Genomic DNA, 21,872 nt, shown 5'->3' on the forward strand with positions numbered 1-21,872 from the left:
ATTCTCGCCTACCGCGATTCCAAGCTTCGCGGCGCTGGAGCTGCCGAGCGCCTCGCTAGCTACCTAAGCCACGCCTCCGGTTCGAGTGCGAGCCTCCCGGACGGCTGCGTGAGTTTCAGTCGTCAGACTCGGGGCCGTCGTACGTCCAGTTCGCCGTACCGTCCCACTCACCCTCCACAGCTCCGAGGAGCAACGACCGCCAAGTGGTGCGGCCCGCCAAATAGCCGCGGGCTGCGCGGAGACGCCACGTTTCGGCCGAGAGCGTGAGCACGACCCCGATGGCCTCGTCCAGAGTCACGACCGATACCCCGGGCACACCGGCCTTCGAGACCAGGCGCAACAAATAGCGGTCACCCTCCTGCTTGATGCGTTCGGCGTCGGGAAGCAGCTCATCGTCGATGTCCGCGACGAGCAGATCGTGCATGAAGCGGTTGCGCTCGTCGTACGCCGCTGATGCGCTATCGATCGCCGCCCCGATCGCGGCATGAATTCTTCGATCCGCGACGGGTGCACAGGCTGACATCGTGCGGCACTGCCCGGCAAGGTTCGCCCAATTCTGGGGAGCAGCAAGGAGCGCCTCTCGCGTATCGAGCCCGCGAAGCTGCGCGTGAAGGCCCCTCAGGGCTGCATCAAGTTCAATCGACCCCTCGGCAATGCGACCTCTCACCACAGTCCATTGATCAGAGTGATCGAGGGTTTCGAGCTGACTGAGTTCCATGCCATCAGCATCCCAGGTATGCCGCCGGTCGAGTCAGACGTACCGGAATAGCGGTTCCAATGCCCTCGCATCGTTCGTGGCGAGCTGCATTGCGAAACTGAGCTGATTGACTCTCTCCGATCGAAACAGCGTCTGAAACGGCACTGGTCGGAGCGCGAGCTGCAGCCCCTCGATGGCCGCTGCGGGTGCCATCCAAATGAGTCCACCCGCAACGAGGTTGCCGGCCCTCATCATCGATCCCGTGTCCTCGGATGGCACAATGCGAGTGCCCTCTCCCGCGGGCTTTCCTTCTCGAACACGACTGAGCCACTCGTTCGCTCGTTGAACGGTGGCGTGCACCGCTACGGGGTCCGTAGGAATCTCGCGTGACCCTGCCGACGACCTTCCGGGGGTCGCGCGGGTATCCATCACGCTCATGGAGGTCCCTTCCAAGACCATCTCAATTCGCTCGAGCGATCCTCGCGGACAGACCTCGGCGAGAAAACCGACTAGCGAGTGGATGGTGCCCGGCATCGAACCGACGCCGCTCCCGAGCATGAGATGGCCGTCACGGCTCTTAAACCGTCGAGCGAAGTGTCGCTTCCAGTCGGACGCAGTCTGCATCGTTCAGTTCTATCGCATCACATCACGCCTCCCGTCATCGTCTGTCCGTGCTACGAAGGTTCCGCCTCGGTTGGACAGTGCCCATCTGCCGTCCATCCGCTACCTCGCGCCACTGGGTCTCTATCTGTCTGCTGTTCCAGATCGGTCGACGACCCTCTTTAACACGACAATCCGGGTGGCCATCTTGAGCGCAGGGGACCGCTGAAGTAGTAAGTTCTCGCTGTGGGATGCCGTCACTGGGGCGGTCTCGAAGGGGAGCATCGTGGGTGGAGCTGCAGCGGGCTGGTATGCGAACGGGCCGGCGTGGGAAACGTACTGGGACGGCACGCAGTGGCTTGATCAGCACCGACAGGTCGCATCTCCAGACAGGATCGACACAGGTCCCATCCACCAGCCGACGACGACGATAATGGCGACGGCAACGGCAACTACGCAGTCGATGGAGGCGCTCGTAGAACCGCAACCTCAACCAGAGGCCGAACTCTTCCCGTTCGCTGCATCCGGCGTAATCATCGATATTCGACCCGAGGGTATACACCTCGAGGGGACCACATGGCTTGGCCGCGGGCTCGTCGGCGATAAGCCGCGGGTTGTGCCGTGGGATGACATCTCGACGCTCGAAGTCATGACCACCGGAATCCGCATCCGCGAGGGTCGCAAAGCGATGCTAATCGGTGTGCCCTCCAAGTTGACTGCCCAATCCCCCCTCGTTGTAGAACGCCTCGCGCGGGCGTTCGAGACAGCCACAGGCCGGACCCTCTCGACAGGCAAGGTGACGCGCGCCGAAAAGACGGCAGCCGTAGAGGACATATTCCGAAGGGCACTGTCTCGCAAGGTAGAAGCGATCGGAACAGTCATTGAGAGCGGCGATCACTCCGCAGAAGTCGCGATGTCGCATGCGCTATTGGTGTGGTCCAAGGCCCAGAAGATCAAGGGTGGCGTCGAGTTGGCGACTAGTCAGCTCGACAAACTGCGCCGATCGCTGGGAGCACACGTCCCCACAGTGGTCGGGATCGTCGTCTCCGCGAACTTCTCCCCGAATCTGACGGTGTTCGATGACCGCGTTCATCGGGGTGCGGAGGCGCGCCCGATCGACGCGTTCACGCAGGCGCAGGTGTTCCTCGACGGGCAGGTCCAAGTCACGTCGCGCCCATCGATGACAGCAGGTCTCATCGGGTCGGTGCTCCCGGGCACCGCCCTCCTTCCCGCGTTGGCGTTCGGGAAGAAGGAGAAGACGGACACTCGACAAGCCGAGTTCCACGTCGGCTCGCGCGATTGGACTTTCTCAATGAACATCCCGGTCCAGAGCGTTGGATCTGCTCGATCGATCGCACAGCGGATCAATGCGATCGCGGACGGGATGGAGCGAGACGCTCGCTCGTCGCAGATCTCTTCGTCGCCCCCGGTGACGCCATCGCTGAGCGACGATGCCGACCTCACCAGTCAGATTGAGCGCATTGTGGCCCTAGAACGTTCAGGCGCAATCACGGCGGAACAGGCGACGGCGATGAAGGCACGAGTAATCGGTCTATAGAGCGGCGTCCTCCGCCCTGAAAAGGCCCTGCGCCGCGACGGCGCCGCCCCGCGTCATCACTCCAAGAGACGGCTTCTATGCCCTCGATGGCTCGGCCCTCGTCTCACTTCAAGGTCTTGCCCCATAGGCCCCGATAACTTCAGTTATCCGGACTATCCCAGGGTTAGTCCTTTCGAGGTGAGCAGCGCTCCAGACTCTCCCGGGGGCGCGTGCGCGGCGGAACTCTCAAGGCGAGGGGCCCCAGAAGTGGCGGCGAGGCCGCTCGGCGATCAGGACAGGTCGACAACTCAGCGAAAGAGCCATTGGACCTTAGCAACCGGTTGGTGGAACGCCTCCAACGCTGCGCAGAGTAAAAGTCAGAAGGCACGGGTCCTGCGAACGGCTTTCGTTGCGCCCTTCCGGCCGGGCCCCACCTCAGCGCCAGTAAGGCGGAGCGCGGAGACCCTCCGGCACCGAGAAGGGCTTTCGTCGGACTCATAGATGAAAGGCTTTCAACCTTGGAACTCTCCCTCATTGCGTGGAGGCCATCCGGCGCCGAAACATCGCTCTGTCGATCAGGAGACAGTCGATTGCGTAACGCGAGCACCACTAGCTCAGCGACTGCGGAACCATGCGAGAAGCTTTTTCCTTCTATGACGAACCTCCGCGCGGGACCATAGGTCATGTCGAACGCAAACCGGGCGAATTCACTCGTTGTTTCGCTCCTCGCTGAGTTCTCAAACGCTCTCTCGCCCAGCTAGTAACTATGCTTCGCCGGAAAAGGCTCCTCTCGCTAGAGTGATCTCGAGTCGACCGAGGTTCCGCGTCGAGCGTTGAGGCCGGGAGAGAACATGGGGACAATCAGTCGCGCAATCGCGAGAGGTGTTTCAGCTTCGGCGGCGTTGTCGACGGCGGAGCGCAGTCCGTGCGATCAGCAATCGACGCCGCAGACGCCCGTGCGAGTTTCGCCGAGAGGGTGACGATGGGATTCCTTGAAAAGCTGCTCATCGGTGGCGCGGTGGCGGTGGTCGGGACACTCGCAGTCAAAGGCAGCCGCGAGCTCGCTACCGCGGCCAAAGAGGAGCAACGCCGCAGAGACTCACCCCCACGGTTCATCGCTTGGCTGACGCAGGAAGACTTCTCAGCCATGGTCGACTACGTGTCATCACGGAACCCCCGCGTCATCCGCGCAACGGTGAGTGGCCTGGTGGTCGAGATCACCGTGCGCTCCAACAGCGGCCTGACCACGTGGTCTGCGCAGCTGGACTTCAACGACTACGGAAATCCGTCGGGGAGGTACTGGATTCGCACCGAGAACGACCAATCGCCCGTTCCGAAATGGTTCGCGGAGGCGCTACGCGAACAAATGGTTCAGCGGTTGCATCAAGGGCACGTGCAGTTCAACTGATCTCCGGCAGCAGGCCGCAGCAGATGACGGAGGACCAGGGCCTGGACGCCGTTCGTCTGCAAGCAAGGCAGGCGGGGTCCCCCTGATTGACGATGGCTCATCTGCGGCAGATGTCGAAGCCTTCGCAGGAGTTCCTGAGGAACCACTGATCGCCTCCGGCGGCTTCGTCATGCGGCGCGAGCTACGCATCCTCGTCGTCAAAAAAATCTGCGACTTCGGCGTCCCCGAGCAGAATCGCCGAGCCCGACGGGTTGACGCCGAGCATATCGATGACGATTTCGTCGACGGCTGCGGTCGTGCCATCCGCTGCCAGGGCGTCCCGCACGAGGCGACGTGCGTCCTTGAAGTCCGACACATCCGCGAAGTCGATGGTCATCGCAGTCTCGGTCGCGGCGATGCCCAGGTCAGACAGAGCCAGGTGCGCTTCGTTGTCCGCATCGAAGGCCGGAATCGGGAGTCGCCACGGGAGCGTATCGATGTCTCGCGTGCCGAACAGGCCCCGCGACTGCCGTTTCGCGACCGCGACTGCGACCGCATCCGAGTTTAGGATGGCCGCGAGATACTGCCCCTCGGCCTCCGAGTCAACGTTCAACCAGTAGAGCTTGTGTTCGATGACGTAGTCGGTGTTCGCGGTGTATGCCGCGGCTATGCGATTGCCGGAAGCCGTGTAGAGAACCCGATGAGGTGGTGCAGGTAACTGACGCGCGAGACCACTCTGGAAGTTGAGACGGTCCGTGAGATTCATCTTCGTCTTGGCCGACTTGTTCGCGTTGAACAGGCCATCGACCATCGCCCAGCGGGCGCTGAGCAGCGGGTAGCGCAACATCTGGGCAGGCTGAAGTACGCCACTATCAGTGATAGGGAGCACCGCCTTGTGCGGCCAAACGACCCGATATGGCACCATGCTCGATCCGAGCAGCACCTCTCGAACGAAGGACTCCTCCACAGGTGTCTCGACCGAATCGAGCAGTTTCCATGGCGTCTTCTCCTGCGTGCTGCGCGCCGATGTCACCGTAGTGGTTCCTGCGGGACGTCCGAGCATGCCGGCGGGTACCTCATTGACAAAGGTCAGCACGCGAGGCACGACCGTCGCGCCTTGGACCGGCCTCGATGCGTATGGCGACAGATAGGCGTCTTCGGCGGACAGCTGGATAACCGTGTCGTCTTCACGCACAAGGTGGCCAATGCGACCACGGAAGGCGATGACCTCCCCCGGCAGCGCGACAGCTTCGTCCGATCGAGTGCCGAAGATGACCGCCGATGGCACCGGAAAGAGGCCTGGACGCACGTCCGCCAAATCCCATGGCGTCTCGAACGCAACGTTGATGTGTAGCGGATCGGCGTCTAGCCAGTCGCCCTTGCGGAACAGCTCATACTGCAAGCGCGACAGCACCGCGTAGGGCGTCACAAACCCGAAGCTGCCGCCGGGCTTGAGGAAGACCTCGACCGAACGGGCGATGAACAGTGCCGCGAGGTCTTGGTTGGTTGCCACCGCCCCACCGGTCCACAGCTTTCGCGACTCGAGCATCGCCTTGAACTGCGACTGCATCGTGCGCGTCATATAGCGGTAGGCCACCCATGGCGGGTTTCCGACAAGCACGTCCACCGGGTTCCGCGCGAGCCACAGCGGCCGGATCTGATTGCGGACGACGTAACCCCAAATGTGGTTGCGACCGGCGGCGTTAAGTTCACAGAGTGTCGTGAATGAAGCCTTGACCACGTCGGCCTGCGAGTCTTTCACCCCGCGTGCCTTCAATACGTGCGCGATGGCGGGGATCGGCTTCGTCGAATCCGTGTACTGCGATGCGAGATCGGCGAGATCGGCGATGAGCATATCGAGCTCGGTGGGGTCGGAGCCGAGCGGGAAGGTCAGCGACTCAGCGAACCCGCCCAGCTGTTCGTCCTCCGCCTCACTTCCAGCGAGGTCTTCTGCGTCTACTTCCATCGTGAAGACGTCGCTGCTGAGCGCACCGGCCCCGCGACCCCACTGCACCGAGTCTCCAAGGAACACTGGAATACTGAGCGTGCCTCGGTCTTGCAAACGTTCCGGTCCGATGGCGAGCAGATACGTCACCCGGGCTAGCACCACCGATACCGGGTGGATATCCATGCCGAACACCGTCTCCTGCAACAATGTCAGCGCATCACGGTTCGCGAACCCAGCCGCATCCGCCGCGTCCAGAAATCGTCGCACGGCGTGGAAAACGAATGTTCCCGAACCGCACGCCGGGTCCATCACCCGTTGATTCAGCGGGTCCGTGACTCGCTCGTCGACAATCGCCTTAGCGAGCCAGTCGGCCGTGTAGTACTCGCCGAGCCCCTTGCGCGTCTCGGGTGAGATGATCGCCTCGTACAGGTGCTTGAGTACGTCGTGCTCGACGTCCTTCCATGTGAACTGTCCGAGCTCACGCACCAGGTCGGCGATAATTGCGGGCCCGCCATCGACCTTCGCGGGCCAGTCGAAGAAGTCGGCTTCGACAACGCCGATGATGCCGGCAGATTTGAAAGCTGCTCCCGCGAGCACTGCATCAGATTCGAGCGTCGAGGGGTCGATACCGACGACGAGATGCGCGATGATCTCGGCTTCGATGACTAGGAGCGTGTGGTCGAGGAATAGTGCAGCGTCATCCTCGAAGTTCGTGCCGAGCGCCGTGCGGAGCAACCGGGCCCAGAGTTCACGCTTCAGCGTCGTCTCAGCATCGTTGCCGCGGTCGTTGTACAGCGCCTCAAGGCGTGCTCGGTCAAGACGGAACCGCGGCGAGTTCGCCCCAAGCCGCTCCTCAATGCGGTCAGGCGTCGGCCTAAGCTTCGGCCCCGTGAGCAGGATTCCGTCCAGCCAGTTGGTCAGTCGCTCGACGCTGTCAGCATCCGCGCGCTTCATCTTGAACGCCTGAACCTGTTTAAGCTCGTCGCCGGCGAGCGTGTAGAGCAACCACTCAACGCCGTCTGTGACGATGCCGGCGTACTCATCGCCGGTCGCGTCGCGCTTGACCTTCAGATAGCCCTGGAGTTGTGGTTCAGCCTTGGCCACCGCATTTGCGACCGTGAGGTCTTTCTTTACTTCGACGATGAGTCGGCCGTACTCGACGTCGATACGCCGCCGCGTGCCATCGCCCGTCGGGACCTCCACCTTCGACACTTGGTTGTCGGCCAAGCCAAGCGGAGCGAGCGTGAGGAACGCGCCGAGATTCTGCTGCACATCGGCCTCGGTGCGGGTTGCTGAACGAACAGCGAAGATCTGAGCGAGAGGAACCAGGCTGGGCATGAGCCAAACCTATAGTGAACGACAAGGAGTCACCCTACGCCACGCATCGAGTTGCAATTGAGCTTCCGAAAGCTCCCGTTGACATACTCGAGCGGATGCGAACCATCGATAGCGAGTAACCGTAGTGTAGTTCCCGCACGCCCTTCGGTTCGACCGCTCACCGTCCTGCAGAAGGTCGTCGACGAGGGGCCCTCCCCGTTGACAGCTACGACCCAACCATTTGAGGGGTGGAAATGATCCGATTCACGGACTTCATGCGAGTACCGGAGCCGAGTCTTACCAAGATCAAGCTCAACATCCGTGCGGGCGTCGGCGGTGCCGCCGCCTGGGACCTTCTGCTCGCGGAGGACCCCGAAGAGTGGCTCGATATGACCCGCCATCGAGAGGCGCACCAGAACAACAACATGGGCGATGCCGAGTACGTACTCGCTTTCGCCCAGTACTACCCTTATGGACCTCAGTACTTCATCTTTGGCGGCTTCTTCCGTGTGACGCCGAGCGTGCCGGAGGTCATTGGCGGCAAAGGCTATGACCTGGAGCTGCTCGATGAGTTCTCCGAGTACATCAAGCGCCTCATCATCAGGCTGGAGCAGCCGGTGGGGAGAGACCTCTACCTCCGCCGCTACGACCGCATACAGGACAGCAAGCTGAATCCGGAGGTTTACGAGCTCGCCCCCGACACAAAACTGGGTACCTTCCCTGGATACCAGAACGTCCGACTCAGGCATGCGGAGATGCAGCGGATCATCTCGAACGATGAGCCGAGCTGGAAAGACGCTCTCTCCAGTGTCAAGGGCGTCTACGTCATCACCGACCTCAGCGATGGTCGCCAATACGTCGGCTCGGCCTCTGGGGAAGCGAACGGTCTGTGGCAACGCTGGTCGGGCTACGCCCATCTGAAAAACCTGACCGGTGGCAACAAGGAGCTCAACCGAATGCGCGACGAGCTCGGCGACACTCACATCGTCGAGAACTTCCAATACTCGATCCTGGAGATCTTTGACCCGAAGACAAAGGCTGAGACGATCCTGCAGCGGGAGTCGTTCTGGAAACTTGCGCTCGACAGCCGCCGGCATGGGATGAATCTCAACTGACGGAATCGGAGGCCAGTCGGAACACCGACTACGCCGACCGCTTCTTGGCGCCGTTCGACGCCAGCAACGTGTTCTGTGTTGCTCTCGCCTGTAGGGGCCGCGGCCCGCGCAGCCATGTCTCTCAGGCGTTCGGGCCGGCGGTGCGTGTCGTCACAGTTGCGCCAGTCAGCTGGTGAAGACGCAGCCAAGTGCTCTGTGGTGCACCACGATCTGTCGAATGTAGCGTCATGCGCTGACCACTGCCAGGATTCAAGCATGAGCGACGCTGCTAGCAAGTTGGTCGAAGCGGCTGACTACTGGATCCGTGCCCGCGACAGCTTTCGGGCGGTGATCGAGGCAGGGCTTCCTCCTGCGGGAGCCGATCTCGACGAGGACTTGAGTCGCGCTCATAACCGCGTCAGCACACTTCCACAAGCGGCCGCGATGCTCAACTATGCCTTCGACTCGGCTGATGTGCTCCACCGTCTCTGGCATGAGCAACTATTCCACGTACCCTCCGACTATGTCCTTCTTCGATCGATGCTAGACAACGCCATCCGAGTGATCTGGCTTCTGGAGCCAAGCGTTAGCGATGACCGTCTTGTACGAGCGTGGTTGCTCGCCAGAGACGCACCATCGCGAACGAAACGCCGTATCACCGCATCACTCAGAGAGGACTACGCGCGCCCCAGCGCGGACGAGATGAGAGCCGCGGCGTTGAACGCCAAGTCGTACCTGAAGGATCTGGATCAGTACTTCGCGGACGTTCTGCACCGCCTACCCTCACCACAGGTGCTGAGAGCCAGCGATTTCATCGCGGCGGCTGAACGTCACCCTCTTCATGACGGGGTTGACGGTGGCATCACACGTCTGTGGAATCAACTCAGTGAACTCGTTCATGGAACTATCGCTGCCACCGAGCATCGCATGATTGATGATCCCCCGATTGCTCACTCTCGTGTCACACGAGCGAACGTTGATGATCTCGCCCTCACGGCGGCCCTGGTGTCCAGGATCCTCGAAGGAGCTCTCGACCTCTTCTACGAACGTTTCGCTCCCCGCTCGGCACCGTCGTGAGGCGAGCATTCAGTCGGTCTGAACGCATGAATGACCCACCCCTTTTGTGTACAGTGTCCCCGCTCACCGCCGTCAAGTGGCTGAGTCCACTCGTGCGCATGTCGTCGTTCAGCTCCGGGGTGACCGCCCTGGTGTCGCCCACCGCGAGCCCCGGCAGCAGACCGGCACCGGGTTCGGGCAGACGCAACGACCGCTCGACGAAGGCGTGCTTGAGGGTCGCCGCAGCAGCGAACACGCCACCCGCTGGCTCGACCACCTCCGCCTCGCTCGCGAAGACGACCAGGGCGGCGCGCTCCCCCGCGTCCGTCGTGGACGCCTCCCCCACGACGCGGATCCGTGCACCGAGTTCGAACCCGTCGCGCGGTTCGATGCCGATGCGTACCGGTGCAGCCGCAGCCTCCGTCTGGCCCGGGGGTCCGACGGCAGCGGTGGCTGCATCGAACCACAGACGTCCGTCCTGTCCGATCGATGCGGAGGACGTGACGTCGGCGATGACCTCGACGACACGGCCTCCCTCTTCCGACACCCGCTCGCGCACAGGTTGCGCGAAACCCACTGCCAGAGCGGCGCCTGCGGCCGCGGAGAGCACGACGACGAGAACCCCACCGCACGCGGACGGCCGCGCGAGCGAGCCGCGGCGGTGGAGAAGATGCGCCACGACAGCCACCGCTCCGGCTCCGCACACGGCCGCGCACCCCCACGCCGCCGCAGGGAGCAGCACGCACAGCAGCGCCACCGCCCAGACCGCGACGGCGAGAGGCAGCAGCCGCAGGTCACGACGCCTCACACCCGTGCGCCATCGCGAATGCCGGCGAGAAGCTTCTCCCCGATGCCGGGGACGGCGAGCAGGTCGTCCACGGAACGGAAGCGACCGTTCTCTTCCCGCCAAGCGATGATCCGCGCCGCGAGTGCCGGACCGATGCGCGGGAGAGTCTCCAGCGCCGCCTGGTCGGCGGTGTTGAGATCGATACGGTCGTCCCCGGGCTGGGCGGCTCCCGACTCCTCAGCAGCGGCGCCGACCGTCGGCACGATGATCTGCTCGCCGTCTTCGAGCAGCCGCGCAAGATTGACCGCCGCGAGGTCGGCGACGTCCGTGGTCCCGCCCGCGGCCGCCAGGGCGTCGACGAGTCGCGCGTCCGGATCGAGCACGTAGAGACCGGGAGCCGCCACCGCGCCGAGCACGTGGACGTAGAGCTCTCCGGTGGACCCCGCCCTCGCCTCATCGTCCGTGAGCGACACGGACTCGGTGGGCGGCGTCTGCCCGCGGAGGATACCCAATCCGACGGCCGCCGACAGGACCACGAGTCCCAGCACCACGGCCGCGCCGATGCTCAGCCGCAGCCGATGCCGGAGCGGCGGCGGAGACGGTGCCTGCGGGGATGCCATCCGGCCAAGCTAGGCGAGGGCGCGGATCCCCCGAGCGTCCCGAAACATCCACGGTGGACAACCCGTCCCGGGCGTCCACCGTGGAGAAGAGGCGATCAGCCCTTGACGACGAAGCTGACGATCTTGGGCGCCCTCACGACGACCTTCACGATCTCGCGGTCTCCGATGGAACGGATCACACGCTCGTCCGCACGGGCCAGCGCCTCGAGCTCGGACTCGCCGATCCGCGCCGGAACCTCGAGCTGCGCACGCACCTTGCCCCCGACCTGCACGACGGCCGTGACCGTGTCCTCGACCAGAAGCGCCGGGTCGGCGGAGCGCCACGTCACGAGGCCGACGGAAGGCTCGTGACCGAGCATCTCCCACATCTCCTCCGCAGTGTGCGGCGCGATGAGGTCGAGCATCACGGCGATCGTCTCCGCCGCCTCGCGCACGGCGGGGTCCCCTGCACCGGCGGCGCCATCGATCGTCTTGCGGGTGATGTTCACGAGCTCCATGAGGCGCGCGACCAGGACGTTGAACTTCGTCTGCTCGACGAGTGCCGGTGCCTCCGAGAGCAACTTGTGCGTCGCGCGGCGGAGAGCGGCGTCACCGCCGTCGAAGACCACGTCGACGGGGCTCGACACCTCGCCGGCGACGCGCATCGCGCGTGCCAGGAACTTCTGAGCGCCGGTCGTCGAGACGTCGGCCCAGTCCTTGTCGTCTTCCACGGGCCCGGCGAACGCCAGCCCGACACGCAGGGCGTCGGCGCCGTGGGCGTCGAGCTCCTCCTGGAAGAGCACCAGGTTGCCCTTGCTCTTGGACATCTTCTGCCCGTCGAGCAGCACCATGCCCTGGTTGATCAGGTTCGAGAAGGGCTCGGTGAAGTCGATCAGCCCCATGTCGAAGAGCACCTTCGTGATGAAGCGCGCGTACAGCAGGTGCAGGATCGCGTGCTCGACGCCGCCGATGTAGGAGTCGACCGGCGCCCAGCGGGCCGCCTGCGCGGGATCGAACGCCACGGTGTCGCTGTTCGGCGAGAGGAAGCGCAGGAAGTACCACGAGCTGTCCACGAACGTGTCCATCGTGTCGGGGTCGCGCAGCACCGGGTCGCCCGTCTGCGGGTCCGTCGTACGGACCCAGCTCTCGGCACCGCCCAGCGGCGACGTCCCCTTGGGCTTGAGGTCGAGCCCCTCGACGCTCGGCAGCTTCACAGGGAGCTTGTCCTCGGAAACCGGGATGATGCTCCCGTCCTCGGCATGCAGCATCGGGATCGGTGTGCCCCAGAACCGCTGACGCGAGATCAGCCAGTCACGCAGACGGTAGTTCCTGGCGGCACGGCCGGTGCCCGATGCCTCCAGCTGCTCGATCGCGCGCGCGATGGCGTTGCGCTTGGACAGACCGTTCAGAGCGCCCGAGTTGATCATGCGGCCCTCGCCCGTGAGAGCGATGCCGGTGGCCGCGGGGCTCTGCTCCTCGAGCGCGGCACCGGTGTCGATCGGCACGCCGTCTTCGTCGACCTCGATCACGGGCATCGCCCCCGTGACGGGAGCGGTCGTGTCGACGACGACCTTGACGGGCAGGTCGAACGCGCGGGCGAAGTCCAGGTCGCGCTGATCGTGCGCCGGGACAGCCATGACCGCCCCGTGTCCGTAGTCGGCCAGCACGTAGTCCGCTGCCCACACCGGCAGCTTCTCGCCGTTGACCGGGTTGATCGCGTAGCGCTCGAGGAACACACCGGTCTTCGGGCGGTCCGTGGACTGCCGATCGATGTCGGTCTCCTTCTGCACCTGCTCCAGGTACGTCTGGAAGCGCTCACGCACATCCTCGGAGGCACCGGCGGCGAGTTCGGATGCCAGGTCGGAGTCGGGTGCGACCACGAAGAACGTCGCGCCGTGCAGCGTGTCGGGGCGCGTCGAGAACACCGTGACCGGCTCCTCGCGACCCTCGATCAGGAAGTCGACGTCGGCACCCACCGAGCGACCGATCCAGTTGCGCTGCATCTGCAGCACCTTGTGCGGCCAGAATCCCTCGAGCTGGTTCAGGTCGTCGAGCAGACGGTCGGCGTAGTCGGTGATCCGGAAGTACCACTGCGTGAGCTTCTTCTTGACCACCTCGGCGCCACAGCGATCACAGCGTCCGTCGACGACCTGCTCGTTCGCCAGCACCGTCTGGTCGTTCGGGCACCAGTTGACCGGACTCTTCTTGCGATACGCCAGCCCGCGCTCGTACAGCTTCAAGAACAGCCACTGGTTCCAGCGGTAGTACTCGGGGTCGGAGGTGTGCAGCACGCGGCTCCAGTCGAACGAGACGCCGTACGCCTCGAAGCCCACCTTCTGCTGCGCGATGTTCTGATAGGTCCAGTCCCGAGGGTCGGCTCCCTGACGGATCGCGGCGTTCTCCGCGGGCAGCCCGAACGAGTCCCAGCCGATCGGATTCAGGACGTTGTGCCCGCGGTGGCGCCAGAAGCGCGCCACGATGTCGGAGTAGAGGTAGTTCTCCGCGTGGCCCATGTGCAGGTCGCCGGACGGGTACGGGAACATCGCGAGCACGTACCGGCGCGGCCGGGTGTCGTCGTCGCCGCCCGTGAGGAACGTGCCGTTCTCCGCCCAGTACTTCTGCCACTTGTTCTGGATGGCGTGCGCCGACGGGGCCTCGTCGTCGGCAGGGGCGGTGGACAGGTTCTCAGACAACGAACGCACGACCAATCTGAAGGGAAAAGCGGGATCAGTTCAGGATATCGGAACGCCAGGACGCAGGCGTTTCCGCACCGAGGGCGGCGAGCGGCGCCCGCGCCTTGATCGCCACCTCGGCGACCTCGGCGGCGGCGACCGAACCCCAGGTGATTCCGCCGCCCGCACCGACCACCGCCTTCTCCCCGTCGAGGAGGATGCTGCGGATGACCATGGCGAGGTCGAGCATCCCGTCCGCGCCGATGTAGCCGAAGCACCCCGCGTACACTCCCCGCGCGCCGCCTTCGAGTTCGTGCAGCCTGGTCATCGCCGAGAGCTTGGGCGCTCCCGTCATACTGCCGGCGGGGAAGGTCGCGTCGAGAAGGGCGCCGACCGTGGCCCCCGGCTCTGCCTTTCCGCTCACGGTGCTCACCAGCTGGTGCACGGCGGGATAGCTCTCGACCACCCAGAGCCCTTCCACGCGGATCGTCCCCGGCACGCACACCCGCGACAGGTCGTTGCGCATGAGGTCGACGATCATGACGTTCTCCGCACGCTCCTTGCGGTCGCCGGCGAGTTCTGCGGCGAGCGCGGCGTCTTCGAGGGGATCGGCGCTCCGGGGCCTCGTTCCCTTGATGGGGCGCGTCCGGATCACTCCCCCTTCGGCGTGGAGGAACTGTTCCGGACTGGCGCTCAGCAGCGTGTGGTTTCCGATGCGGACGAAACCGCCGTGGTGGGCGGGAGTCGCTCCTCGGAGGCGGTCGTACACGGCGACCGGGTCATGGATGCCGGGAACGGTGAAGCGTGTGGTCAGGCACAACTGGTAGGCGATGCCTGCGCGGATGAGGTCCCGGCAGCGTTCGATGAGTGCGAGGTATTCGTGTGGGGTGTGCCTGGGCTCCGCAACACGTGGGGCGGCCGCCGCGCCCGCAAAGGATTCCTCACGGCCGGGACGCTCAGCGGCTTCCGTCGCTGCGTGGACCTCGTCCGTCCAGACCTCGAGGTCATCTGTGGAGGAGAGCACCCAAGTGCGACGGCGTGCATGATCGAAGGCGACGACATGCGTGACGAGCAACCAGGACCCTCCTGGCGTCTCCTCCGACTGTGCGACCGGTGCGCCGGACGCCGATGCTCCGCTCTCGTAGTCGAGCCAGCCCACCCACCCCCCGGTGAACGGCGGCCGCGACGGGTCGGTCGAGGGGGCGTCGAGAGGCACGTCACGCGGGAGGCTCGAACGCTTCCCCGTCCCGATGAAGCTCCAGCCTTCCGTCGCCCGCGCGCCCGCATCCAGCCAGAAGACGTCGAGGCCCCGCGCCTCGATCATCCGAAACACCGAAGACGGCTCCACCCAGGTGGGAAGCGGATGAGCACTCAGCGGTTCGGGCACCTTTCCAGCCTAGGACCGGGCTGCTCCCGTATCCTCATGGGGTGGACGACCTCCTGATCTGGCTCCTCGACACCGTGCAGTCGGTCGATCCGGTCGCTCGCACCCTGATCGCCGGACTCGCTGTCATGCTCGAGACGAGCATCCTGATCGGGCTCATCGTTCCCGGTGACACGATCGTGATCATCGCCTCGATGGGGGTGGCGACTCCCCTGGAGGGCATCGCGATGGGCGTCGCGGTCGTGATCGGCGCCTTGATCGGCGAGAGCATCGGATTCTGGCTCGGGCGCTGGCTGGGACCCCACATCCGTGTGTCCTGGCTGGGACGACGGATCGGCGAGCACAACTGGGTCCGCGCCGAGAACTACCTCGAACGCCGCGGCGGCATCGCGATCTTCCTCTCGCGCTTCCTGCCCGTTCTGCATTCCCTGGTGCCCCTGACCGTCGGCATGAGCGAATACCCGTACCGCAAGTTCCTCGCCTGGACGGCCCCCGCGTGCGTCCTCTGGGCGACCGCCTACGTGAGCGTCACCTCCCTCGCGGCGGGCAGCTTCCGGGAACTCGTCGACCGCGTGCACTTCGCGGGGTACATCTTCGTCGGTGTGATCGCCGTGTTCCTGCTGCTGATCTACCTCGGCAAGAAGCTGCTGCAGCGGGCTGAGGCCCGTCACCTGAAGGCTCCGGAGACAGAGGCCGACGCCGACGTGAAAGACTGAGGCAATGGCATCCGCTCCCCCGGCGCCCCGGATCCACTGGTTCGCCCGACTCGAACACCGCCTGCATGTCTGGCGTGAAGGTCGCGCGCGCCGTCGTGGCCGCGTCGCGACGATCCTCCCGTTCCCCGGATACGGGGGTCCCGGCTGGGTGCGTGTCGTGGGCCGTGTGCTGATCGTCCCCCCGCAGCGCCGCACACGCGACGGGGAGCCTGCGAGTGTCCGCGGCTGGCGCAGCTTCGTCGGCATCCCGGTGGGTTTCGCCGCGGTGACCGTGCAGATCGGCGACTCCACGCACCAGGTCGTCGCCGATCGTGGCGGGGTGGTCGACTCGACGATCCACGTCGACCTGGAACCGGGTTGGCAGACGTTCACGTTCTCCGTGGAGGGACAGGAGCCCGTGGAGGCACGAGCTTTCGTCGTCGCCGAGGGCACCAGGTTCGGCGTCGTGTCCGATGTCGACGACACCGTGATGGTGACGGCCCTGCCTCGTCCCTTCATCGCTTTCTGGAACTCCTTCGTGCTCGACGAACACGCGCGCCTCCCCGTGCCGGGGATGGCCGTGCTGCTCGACCAGCTGCTGCGACAGCATCCGGGTGCCCCGATGGTGTACCTCTCGACCGGCGCGTGGAACGTCGCCCCGACGCTGTGGCGCTTCCTCGGACGCCATCTCTTCCCCGCGGGTTCCATGCTCCTCACCGACTGGGGACCGACGCACGAGCGATGGTTCCGCAGCGGGCGCGAGCACAAGCTCACCAACCTGCGACGTCTCGCCACGGAGTTCCCCGATGTCAAATGGCTCCTGATCGGAGACGACGGACAGCACGACGAGGCCATCTACTCGCAGTTCATGGACGAGCATCCCGATTCCGTCGCCGGGGTGGCCATCCGTCGCCTTCTTCCCGCCGAGGCGGTCCTGGCCGGCGGCCGCGCCGGCCGCGAGCCCCACTCCGAAGACGTCGCCCCCTGGGTGAGCGCCGAAGACGGCGCCGGGCTGCGCGATCTGCTCGGCGAGGCCGGCATCCTGCACTGACATGTCTCTCGCCCGTCAGGACTGGCTGCTCCGTGAAGAGGCGCATCGCGACCGCGCGGATGCCCTCACCGCTGCCCACCGGGATCGTGCGACCAGGGCCGAGAAGCACCCGGTCTGGGACTTCCTGTTCACGTACTACTCCTACAAGCCCGCACAGCTGCGTCGCTGGCATCCCGGAGCGGGTGTCGAGCTGGCCGACGCCGTCGAACGCCTCAACTGGCGCTGGTACTCCCCCGGACGGTCTGCGGGGAGCGCCGTGCCCGATGCCGCCACTTTCGGCAAGGAGAAAGCGGAGCTGGCGGCTCTCGTCGAGAAGATGCTCCGCCGCACGGCATCGCGTCCCGGGCAGTTCGGCTGCTTCGGTCTGCACGAGTGGGCGATGGTGTATCGCGCCGAGGAGCACCGCCACGCGGTTCCGCTGCGGCTGGGGCAGGCCGGGACGGATGCCGTGGTCGAGAATCACGACCTCCGCTGCACCCATTTCGACGCCTTCCGCTTCTTCACTCCCGAAGCGATCCCCCGAAATCGAATCTCGTTGAGCCGCGACGAGCAGCCTCTGTTCGAGCAGCCCGGCTGTCTGCACGCGGGCATGGACCTGTACAAGTGGGCGACGAAGCTCGGTCCCCTGATCCCCGGCGAACTGCTCCTGGATTCGTTCGAACTCGCGCGCGACATCCGACTCCTCGACATGCAAGCGGCACCGTACGATCTCTCCGCGTGGGATGTGGTTCCCGTGCCCATCGAGACACCCGAGGGAAAAGCAGAGTATGTGCGCAGGCAGCGAGTCTTCGCCGAGCGTGGCGCCGCCCTCCGCACCGCGCTGCTGAACGCCTGGCTCGGCGACGGAGCGCGCGAGGCCGCCTGAGCACCGGTCAGCCCACCGGCGTGCAATCGTCGCAGACCGCCCACCGCGCCGCGGCCGCAGCGAGCTCCAGTCGGAGTGCGACGACGCGCGTCGCTGCCTCTTCGAGCCGCTCCGCCGGCAGGGTGCCCTTCTCCACCGCCGTGGCGATGCCCGCCGCCATCGCGCCCGCCGTACTCGCATCGGAACCGGCGATCATCAGCACGAGGTCGTTTCCCGCCGCGATCGCGGACACTCCGTTCGCCACCGGATCCGCATAGGCGGGATCGCCGGATGACAACAGCATTCCGAGATCATCCGTCACCGCGACCCCGTCGAAGCCGAGCTCCTCCCTGGCGATCTCATGCCACTTTGCGGAAAGAGACGCCGGCGATGCGTCGACGGCCGTGTAGGCGAGGTGGCCGTACATCAGGAGGGATGCCCCGGCGTCGATCCCCGCCGCGAAGGGCACCGCCTCGGTCTCGCGCCACTGGTCGAGTCCCATCGTCGTGCTCGGGATCACATGATGCGAGTCGCCGGGCGCTGCACCGTGTCCGGGGAAGTGTTTGAGGGTGGAGGCGACGAACTGCTCCTGGGCGGTGGTCGCGGCGGATACCCGGTCGGCGGCGCTCGCCGGGTCGGTGCCGAGGGCACGTCCGTAGATGAAGGTCCCGGGATCTGCGGTGACGTCGGCGACAGTTCCGAAGTTCACCGTGATCCCCGCGCGCCCGACCAGCGAACCGCGGGCGGTGAACGCCGAGGTCGTCTCGGCGACCGGGAGGTGCTTCAACGACGAGGACGCCGGGTAGTCATCACCGTGCAGGCGCGACACGATGCCACCTTCCTGGTCGACCGCGATCAGCGGAGGCAGCTCGGGATCCACCGTCAGGGCGGTGGTCAGACTCTGCAGTTCGCCCTCGGTCGCCGGAATGTTGGCACCCATGAGGATGAACCCGCCGAGGCCGGACTCCATGTACGAACGGAGCATCGCCGGATCAGTCCCTGCCACATGCCCCATGACCACGGTGGATGCCTGCTCCGCCACCGACATCCCTCGCACGAGCGCGGTCGCGTGGGCGGTCGAGTCACCGGGCTCGGCAGCGGTTGCGGCGACGGTCGGAGTCGTCGTCGGCACAGCGCTCGACGCCGCAGCCGCCGGTGAGACGCAGAGAACCGTGGTCGCGACGATGACGAGGGCACCTGCGGCCCATCGGCGGGGTCGGGACATGGTGACTTCTCCGCGGCGCCGCCGTGTCAGCAGCCGAGCGCGTCGGCGATGGGCACCGCCGACGCCGGGTCGCCATTGCCGAAGCGGATCGTGCGCCCGATCGTGCACGGCCCGTGCAGCGACGCGGCGATGACGGCGGCCACATCGGCTCGAGACACCGCACCCCGCCCCGTGGGGTCGATCTGGATCCGTGAGGTCGGTTCGTCGAAGGTGAGCGCGCCCGGTGCGAGGATCGTGCCCTCGAGCCCGCTCGCGCGCAGGTGTTCGTCCGCAGCCCACTTGGCATCGGCGTAGGGGAAGAAGGAGTCGTCCTCGGGAACGCCGTGGTCCGCCGTTGACCCGAGCCACGAGACCATCACATAGCGCCGCACGCCGGCCCGCTCCGCCGCGTTCATGGAGCGCTTCGCGGCATCGCGATCGACCGCGTAGGTGCGCTCCGGGGATCCGCCCCCGGCACCGGCGGACCAGACGACCGCGTCGTGACCGCGGATGATCTCGGCGAGTGCCTCGACGTCCATACTCTCGACATCGGCGACCAGCGCTTTCGCCCCGACGGCTTCGACGTCGGCGGCATGGGCCGGGTTGCGGATCACCCCCGTCACCTCATCGCCTCGCTCGACGAGCAAGGGAGCGAGCAGGAGGGCGATACGGCCGTGGCCGCCGAACACGAGGATGCGTGACATGCCCTCACCCTACGCGCCTGAGCTGACGTCGGCTCGGACCGGAATCGCCGTCCGCGAGTTTCCGTTCCTCTACACTCGGGGCAAAGGTGCCGACCCGAATGGCATCTTCCCGGACACCAGGACGACGATGCCCACACCGCTGATCGAGCGTGAGATCACGCGACGCGTCTCCCTCACCAATCCACACGGAGCACTGAATCCGGAAGCCCTCGGTTGGTCGCGCACACCGTTGCACGACACATCCGGCATCCCCGGCCGCCGACACTGGGGGCGCAACAAGCGCTGGGAGTACTGGAACGTGATGTCGCCCTCGCACATCATCGCGTTCACGGTCTCGTGCGTCGACTACTTGGCGTTGCATGAAATCTGGGTCCTGGATCGAGCGACGGGCCAGGATGTCGGATCCACCGTGATCTCCGCCGGCGGACGCAGCGCGACGCTGCCTTCCTCGCTCGGAGAGGGGCCTGCCAGTGCGCGCACCCGTCGGCTCACCCTCGAGATCGATGACGCCGTCGACGGGACGCGTCTGCGGGGCAGCGCCCCGAGGCTGTCGTTCGACCTGTTCGCGGCGCGTCCGGTGGGTCACGAATCGCTCGGCGTCGTCGTGCCGTGGCGACGGTCAGAGCGCACCGCGCGGTTTCAGTACACGGTGAAAGACGTGGGTCGGCCCACGACGGGAACTGTCACGGTCGATGACATCGCACACGAGGTGCCCACCGGTAGTTGGGCGGTGCTGGACCACGGTCGTGGTCGCTGGCCGTATCGCGTGCACTGGAACTGGGCGGCCGGAAGTGGCATCGTCGACGGGCGGGTCGTCGGGTTGCAGCTCGGCTCGAAATGGACGGACGGCTCGGGGGCGACGGAGAACGCCCTCGTGGTCGATAGCCACCTGTCGAAGATCAGCGAAGAGCTGGTGTGGGACTACGACTCCGAGAACTTCCTGCGTCCGTGGCGAGTACACGGCGAAACCGCCGATCTGACGTTCTCCCCGTTCTACGACAAGCGTTCCCGCACCAACGCGGTCGTCATCGCCAGCAGAACAGACCAGTTGTTCGGAGTCTGGACGGGGTGGGCGCTGGACGATAGGGGAACGCGGGTGCGCGTCGACGGCATCGAAGGCTTCGCCGAGGAGGTGCTCAACCGGTGGTGACGCGGTCGTCCGACGATCGCAGTGCTCGCTGGACACCCTTCGCGGCCGAGCGACCGGCACGGTTCGCACCGATCGTGCTCGCCGAGGGGCCGTAACCGACCAGCTGCACGCGGGGATCGACGACAGCGGTCGTGCCTCGCCCGTTCCGGTCGAGCTGGATACCTCCGGCCGCGCTGCGCGGGTGGAGAGGAGCCAGATGAGTGATCGCGGGGCGGAACCCCGTGGCCCACAGGATGACATCGACCCGCTCGAAACTCCCGTCCGCCCAGCGCACACCGTCGGGCTCGATCCGCTCAAACAGGGGGCGTCGGTCGGCATACGCTCCGAGACGCTCGGCCTCGCGCTCCTGCGGGCGCAGCATGAGCCCGGTGACGCTGACCACACTCTGCGGAGGAAGCCCGGCCGCGACGCGCTGCTCGACGAGGGCGACCGCTGCGGCCCCCGCCTCAGGGGTGAAGTCGTCGTCCCGCCAGACCGGCTCCCGGCGGGTGACCCACAGGGTCTCGGTGATCGGCGCGAGCGCTCCGAGGAACTGCACAGCGGACGCTCCTCCCCCCACCACGAGCACGCGTCTGCCGATGAAGTGCTCCGGCCCCGGATAGCCCACGGTGTGCAGCTGCTCTCCGACGAACGTCTCCATGCCGGGGAAGTGCGGCAGGAACGGGTGCGACCAGGTACCGGTCGCATTCACGAGCGTGCGGCTCGTCCACTCCCCCTCCCGGGCTCGCACGACGAGCACTCCATCCTGGTCTTCCACGCGCTCGACGTGCACCGGGCGGAGCACGGGAAGCGCATGGGTCTTCTCGTATCGGGCGAAGGAGGCGGGCACGGCCTCGTTGGCGCGTGCACCGTCACGCGGCGGCGGAGTGTCGCCCGGAAGCTCCGCGACACCGTGGACGTCACGCATCGTCAGCGCGTCCCATCGGTGCTGCCACGCGCCGCCGGGCCGCTCGTCGGCGTCGAGGACCACGTGCGAGATCCCGAGGCGCGAGAGGTGGAACGATGCCGAGAGACCGGCCTGCCCTGCGCCGATCACCAGACTGTCGAGGATGCTCACGCCGACTTCAACGTCTCGGTCGGTGCGCTTGTTCCGGCATACTCCTGCCGCGCACGAGGACGCGCCCGGGATGCTCACCCGGATTGGTG

The 21,872-nt window shown here is 65.8% G+C and carries 17 protein-coding genes; 8 read left to right on the forward strand and 9 right to left on the reverse strand.

Annotated elements, in window-relative coordinates; genetic code table 11:
* Positions 1-115: 115 nt before the first annotated feature.
* Positions 116-718 carry a hypothetical protein gene (locus tag FGL91_RS15880; RefSeq protein ID WP_153244318.1) on the reverse strand — a complete coding sequence of 201 codons (603 nt, stop codon included), beginning with the start codon at positions 716-718 and terminating at the stop codon, positions 116-118.
* 865 nt (positions 719-1,583) lie between these two features.
* Here FGL91_RS15880 and FGL91_RS15885 point away from each other — a divergent pair.
* Together FGL91_RS15885 and FGL91_RS15890 are read left to right on the forward strand one after the other, a co-directional pair.
* Complete coding sequence (locus FGL91_RS15885; protein WP_153244319.1) at positions 1,584-2,855, forward strand: DUF2510 domain-containing protein; 1,272 nt, start codon at positions 1,584-1,586, stop codon at positions 2,853-2,855.
* Positions 2,856-3,816: 961 nt separating this feature from the next.
* Positions 3,817-4,242, forward strand: coding sequence for a hypothetical protein (locus FGL91_RS15890; RefSeq protein ID WP_153244320.1), 426 nt, complete (start codon positions 3,817-3,819; stop codon positions 4,240-4,242).
* A gap of 181 nt (positions 4,243-4,423) precedes the next feature.
* Here the strand turns inward: FGL91_RS15890 and FGL91_RS15895 are convergent, their stop codons facing one another.
* Positions 4,424-7,507, reverse strand: coding sequence for an N-6 DNA methylase (locus FGL91_RS15895; protein ID WP_153244321.1), 3,084 nt, complete (start codon positions 7,505-7,507; stop codon positions 4,424-4,426).
* Positions 7,508-7,740: 233 nt separating this feature from the next.
* Here FGL91_RS15895 and FGL91_RS15900 point away from each other — a divergent pair, with 233 nt between their 5' ends.
* Complete coding sequence (locus FGL91_RS15900; RefSeq protein WP_153244322.1) at positions 7,741-8,601, forward strand: GIY-YIG nuclease family protein; 861 nt, start codon at positions 7,741-7,743, stop codon at positions 8,599-8,601.
* A 255-nt stretch (positions 8,602-8,856) separates the two neighbouring features.
* Positions 8,857-9,657, forward strand: coding sequence for a hypothetical protein (locus FGL91_RS15905; protein WP_153244323.1), 801 nt, complete (start codon positions 8,857-8,859; stop codon positions 9,655-9,657).
* On the opposite strand, the gene FGL91_RS15910 is transcribed toward FGL91_RS15905, so the two are convergent.
* The 4 genes from FGL91_RS15910 to FGL91_RS15925 form a co-directional block, all read right to left on the reverse strand.
* On the reverse strand, positions 9,572-10,444 hold the full coding sequence (locus tag FGL91_RS15910) for a hypothetical protein (protein ID WP_153244324.1): 873 nt from the start codon (positions 10,442-10,444) through the stop codon (positions 9,572-9,574). The genes FGL91_RS15905 and FGL91_RS15910 overlap by 86 nt on opposite strands.
* Positions 10,441-11,043 (reverse strand): helix-hairpin-helix domain-containing protein, encoded by a 603-nt coding sequence (locus FGL91_RS15915; protein WP_153244325.1) that lies wholly within the window; start codon positions 11,041-11,043, stop codon positions 10,441-10,443. The genes FGL91_RS15910 and FGL91_RS15915 overlap by 4 nt, the downstream gene beginning before the upstream one ends.
* A 95-nt stretch (positions 11,044-11,138) precedes the next feature.
* On the reverse strand, positions 11,139-13,715 hold the full coding sequence (leuS, locus tag FGL91_RS15920; RefSeq protein ID WP_153244767.1) for a leucine--tRNA ligase: 2,577 nt from the start codon (positions 13,713-13,715) through the stop codon (positions 11,139-11,141).
* A gap of 34 nt (positions 13,716-13,749) precedes the next feature.
* Positions 13,750-15,081, reverse strand: coding sequence for an anthranilate synthase component I family protein (locus tag FGL91_RS15925; RefSeq protein WP_227991672.1), 1,332 nt, complete (start codon positions 15,079-15,081; stop codon positions 13,750-13,752).
* Positions 15,082-15,122: 41 nt separating this feature from the next.
* On the opposite strand from FGL91_RS15925, the gene FGL91_RS15930 reads away from it, so the two are divergent.
* The 3 genes from FGL91_RS15930 to FGL91_RS15940 are packed head-to-tail and all read left to right on the forward strand — an operon-like array spanning position 15,123 to position 17,689.
* A complete protein-coding gene (locus tag FGL91_RS15930) occupies positions 15,123-15,794 on the forward strand; it encodes a DedA family protein (protein ID WP_047519906.1) in 672 nt (223 codons plus the stop codon).
* Between the two features lie 4 nt (positions 15,795-15,798).
* A complete protein-coding gene (locus FGL91_RS15935; RefSeq protein WP_134351417.1) occupies positions 15,799-16,824 on the forward strand; it encodes an App1 family protein in 1,026 nt (341 codons plus the stop codon).
* A 1-nt stretch (position 16,825) separates the two neighbouring features.
* Positions 16,826-17,689, forward strand: a complete 864-nt coding sequence (locus FGL91_RS15940; RefSeq protein ID WP_153244326.1) for a 3-methyladenine DNA glycosylase — start codon at positions 16,826-16,828, stop codon at positions 17,687-17,689.
* Positions 17,690-17,696: 7 nt separating this feature from the next.
* Here FGL91_RS15940 and FGL91_RS15945 read toward each other — a convergent pair whose 3' ends face one another.
* Positions 17,697-18,893: a glycoside hydrolase family 3 N-terminal domain-containing protein gene (locus FGL91_RS15945; RefSeq protein WP_227991673.1), complete on the reverse strand. Its 1,197-nt coding sequence runs from the start codon at positions 18,891-18,893 to the stop codon at positions 17,697-17,699.
* 26 nt (positions 18,894-18,919) lie between these two features.
* Positions 18,920-19,576: an SDR family oxidoreductase gene (locus FGL91_RS15950; RefSeq protein ID WP_153244327.1), complete on the reverse strand. Its 657-nt coding sequence runs from the start codon at positions 19,574-19,576 to the stop codon at positions 18,920-18,922.
* Between FGL91_RS15950 and FGL91_RS15955 the strand changes: the two genes are divergently transcribed.
* Positions 19,575-20,726, forward strand: coding sequence for a DUF2804 domain-containing protein (locus tag FGL91_RS15955; protein ID WP_227991674.1), 1,152 nt, complete (start codon positions 19,575-19,577; stop codon positions 20,724-20,726). The genes FGL91_RS15950 and FGL91_RS15955 overlap by 2 nt on opposite strands.
* On the opposite strand, the gene FGL91_RS15960 is transcribed toward FGL91_RS15955, so the two are convergent.
* A complete protein-coding gene (locus tag FGL91_RS15960; RefSeq protein ID WP_153244328.1) occupies positions 20,713-21,783 on the reverse strand; it encodes an NAD(P)-binding domain-containing protein in 1,071 nt (356 codons plus the stop codon). The genes FGL91_RS15955 and FGL91_RS15960 overlap by 14 nt on opposite strands.
* Positions 21,784-21,872 lie beyond the last annotated feature (89 nt).

This window comes from Microbacterium sp. CBA3102 (genome assembly GCF_007954505.1).
Classification (GTDB): Bacteria; Actinomycetota; Actinomycetes; order Actinomycetales; family Microbacteriaceae; genus Microbacterium; species Microbacterium aurugineum.

What these genes read in the sequence shown, in the direction of transcription:
- FGL91_RS15935 (WP_134351417.1), top strand. Translation starts at nt 15,799, where the DNA reads ATGGCATCCGCTCCCCCGGCGCCCCGGATCCACTGGTTCGCCCGACTC.
- FGL91_RS15880 (WP_153244318.1), bottom strand. Translation starts at nt 718, where the DNA reads ATGGAACTCAGTCAGCTCGAAACCCTCGATCACTCTGATCAATGGACT.
- FGL91_RS15945 (WP_227991673.1), bottom strand. Translation starts at nt 18,893, where the DNA reads ATGTCCCGACCCCGCCGATGGGCCGCAGGTGCCCTCGTCATCGTCGCG.
- FGL91_RS15955 (WP_227991674.1), top strand. Translation starts at nt 19,575, where the DNA reads ATGCCCTCACCCTACGCGCCTGAGCTGACGTCGGCTCGGACCGGAATC.
- FGL91_RS15950 (WP_153244327.1), bottom strand. Translation starts at nt 19,576, where the DNA reads ATGTCACGCATCCTCGTGTTCGGCGGCCACGGCCGTATCGCCCTCCTG.
- FGL91_RS15915 (WP_153244325.1), bottom strand. Translation starts at nt 11,043, where the DNA reads ATGGCATCCCCGCAGGCACCGTCTCCGCCGCCGCTCCGGCATCGGCTG.
- FGL91_RS15890 (WP_153244320.1), top strand. Translation starts at nt 3,817, where the DNA reads ATGGGATTCCTTGAAAAGCTGCTCATCGGTGGCGCGGTGGCGGTGGTC.
- FGL91_RS15900 (WP_153244322.1), top strand. Translation starts at nt 7,741, where the DNA reads ATGATCCGATTCACGGACTTCATGCGAGTACCGGAGCCGAGTCTTACC.
- FGL91_RS15895 (WP_153244321.1), bottom strand. Translation starts at nt 7,507, where the DNA reads ATGCCCAGCCTGGTTCCTCTCGCTCAGATCTTCGCTGTTCGTTCAGCA.
- FGL91_RS15940 (WP_153244326.1), top strand. Translation starts at nt 16,826, where the DNA reads ATGTCTCTCGCCCGTCAGGACTGGCTGCTCCGTGAAGAGGCGCATCGC.
- FGL91_RS15905 (WP_153244323.1), top strand. Translation starts at nt 8,857, where the DNA reads ATGAGCGACGCTGCTAGCAAGTTGGTCGAAGCGGCTGACTACTGGATC.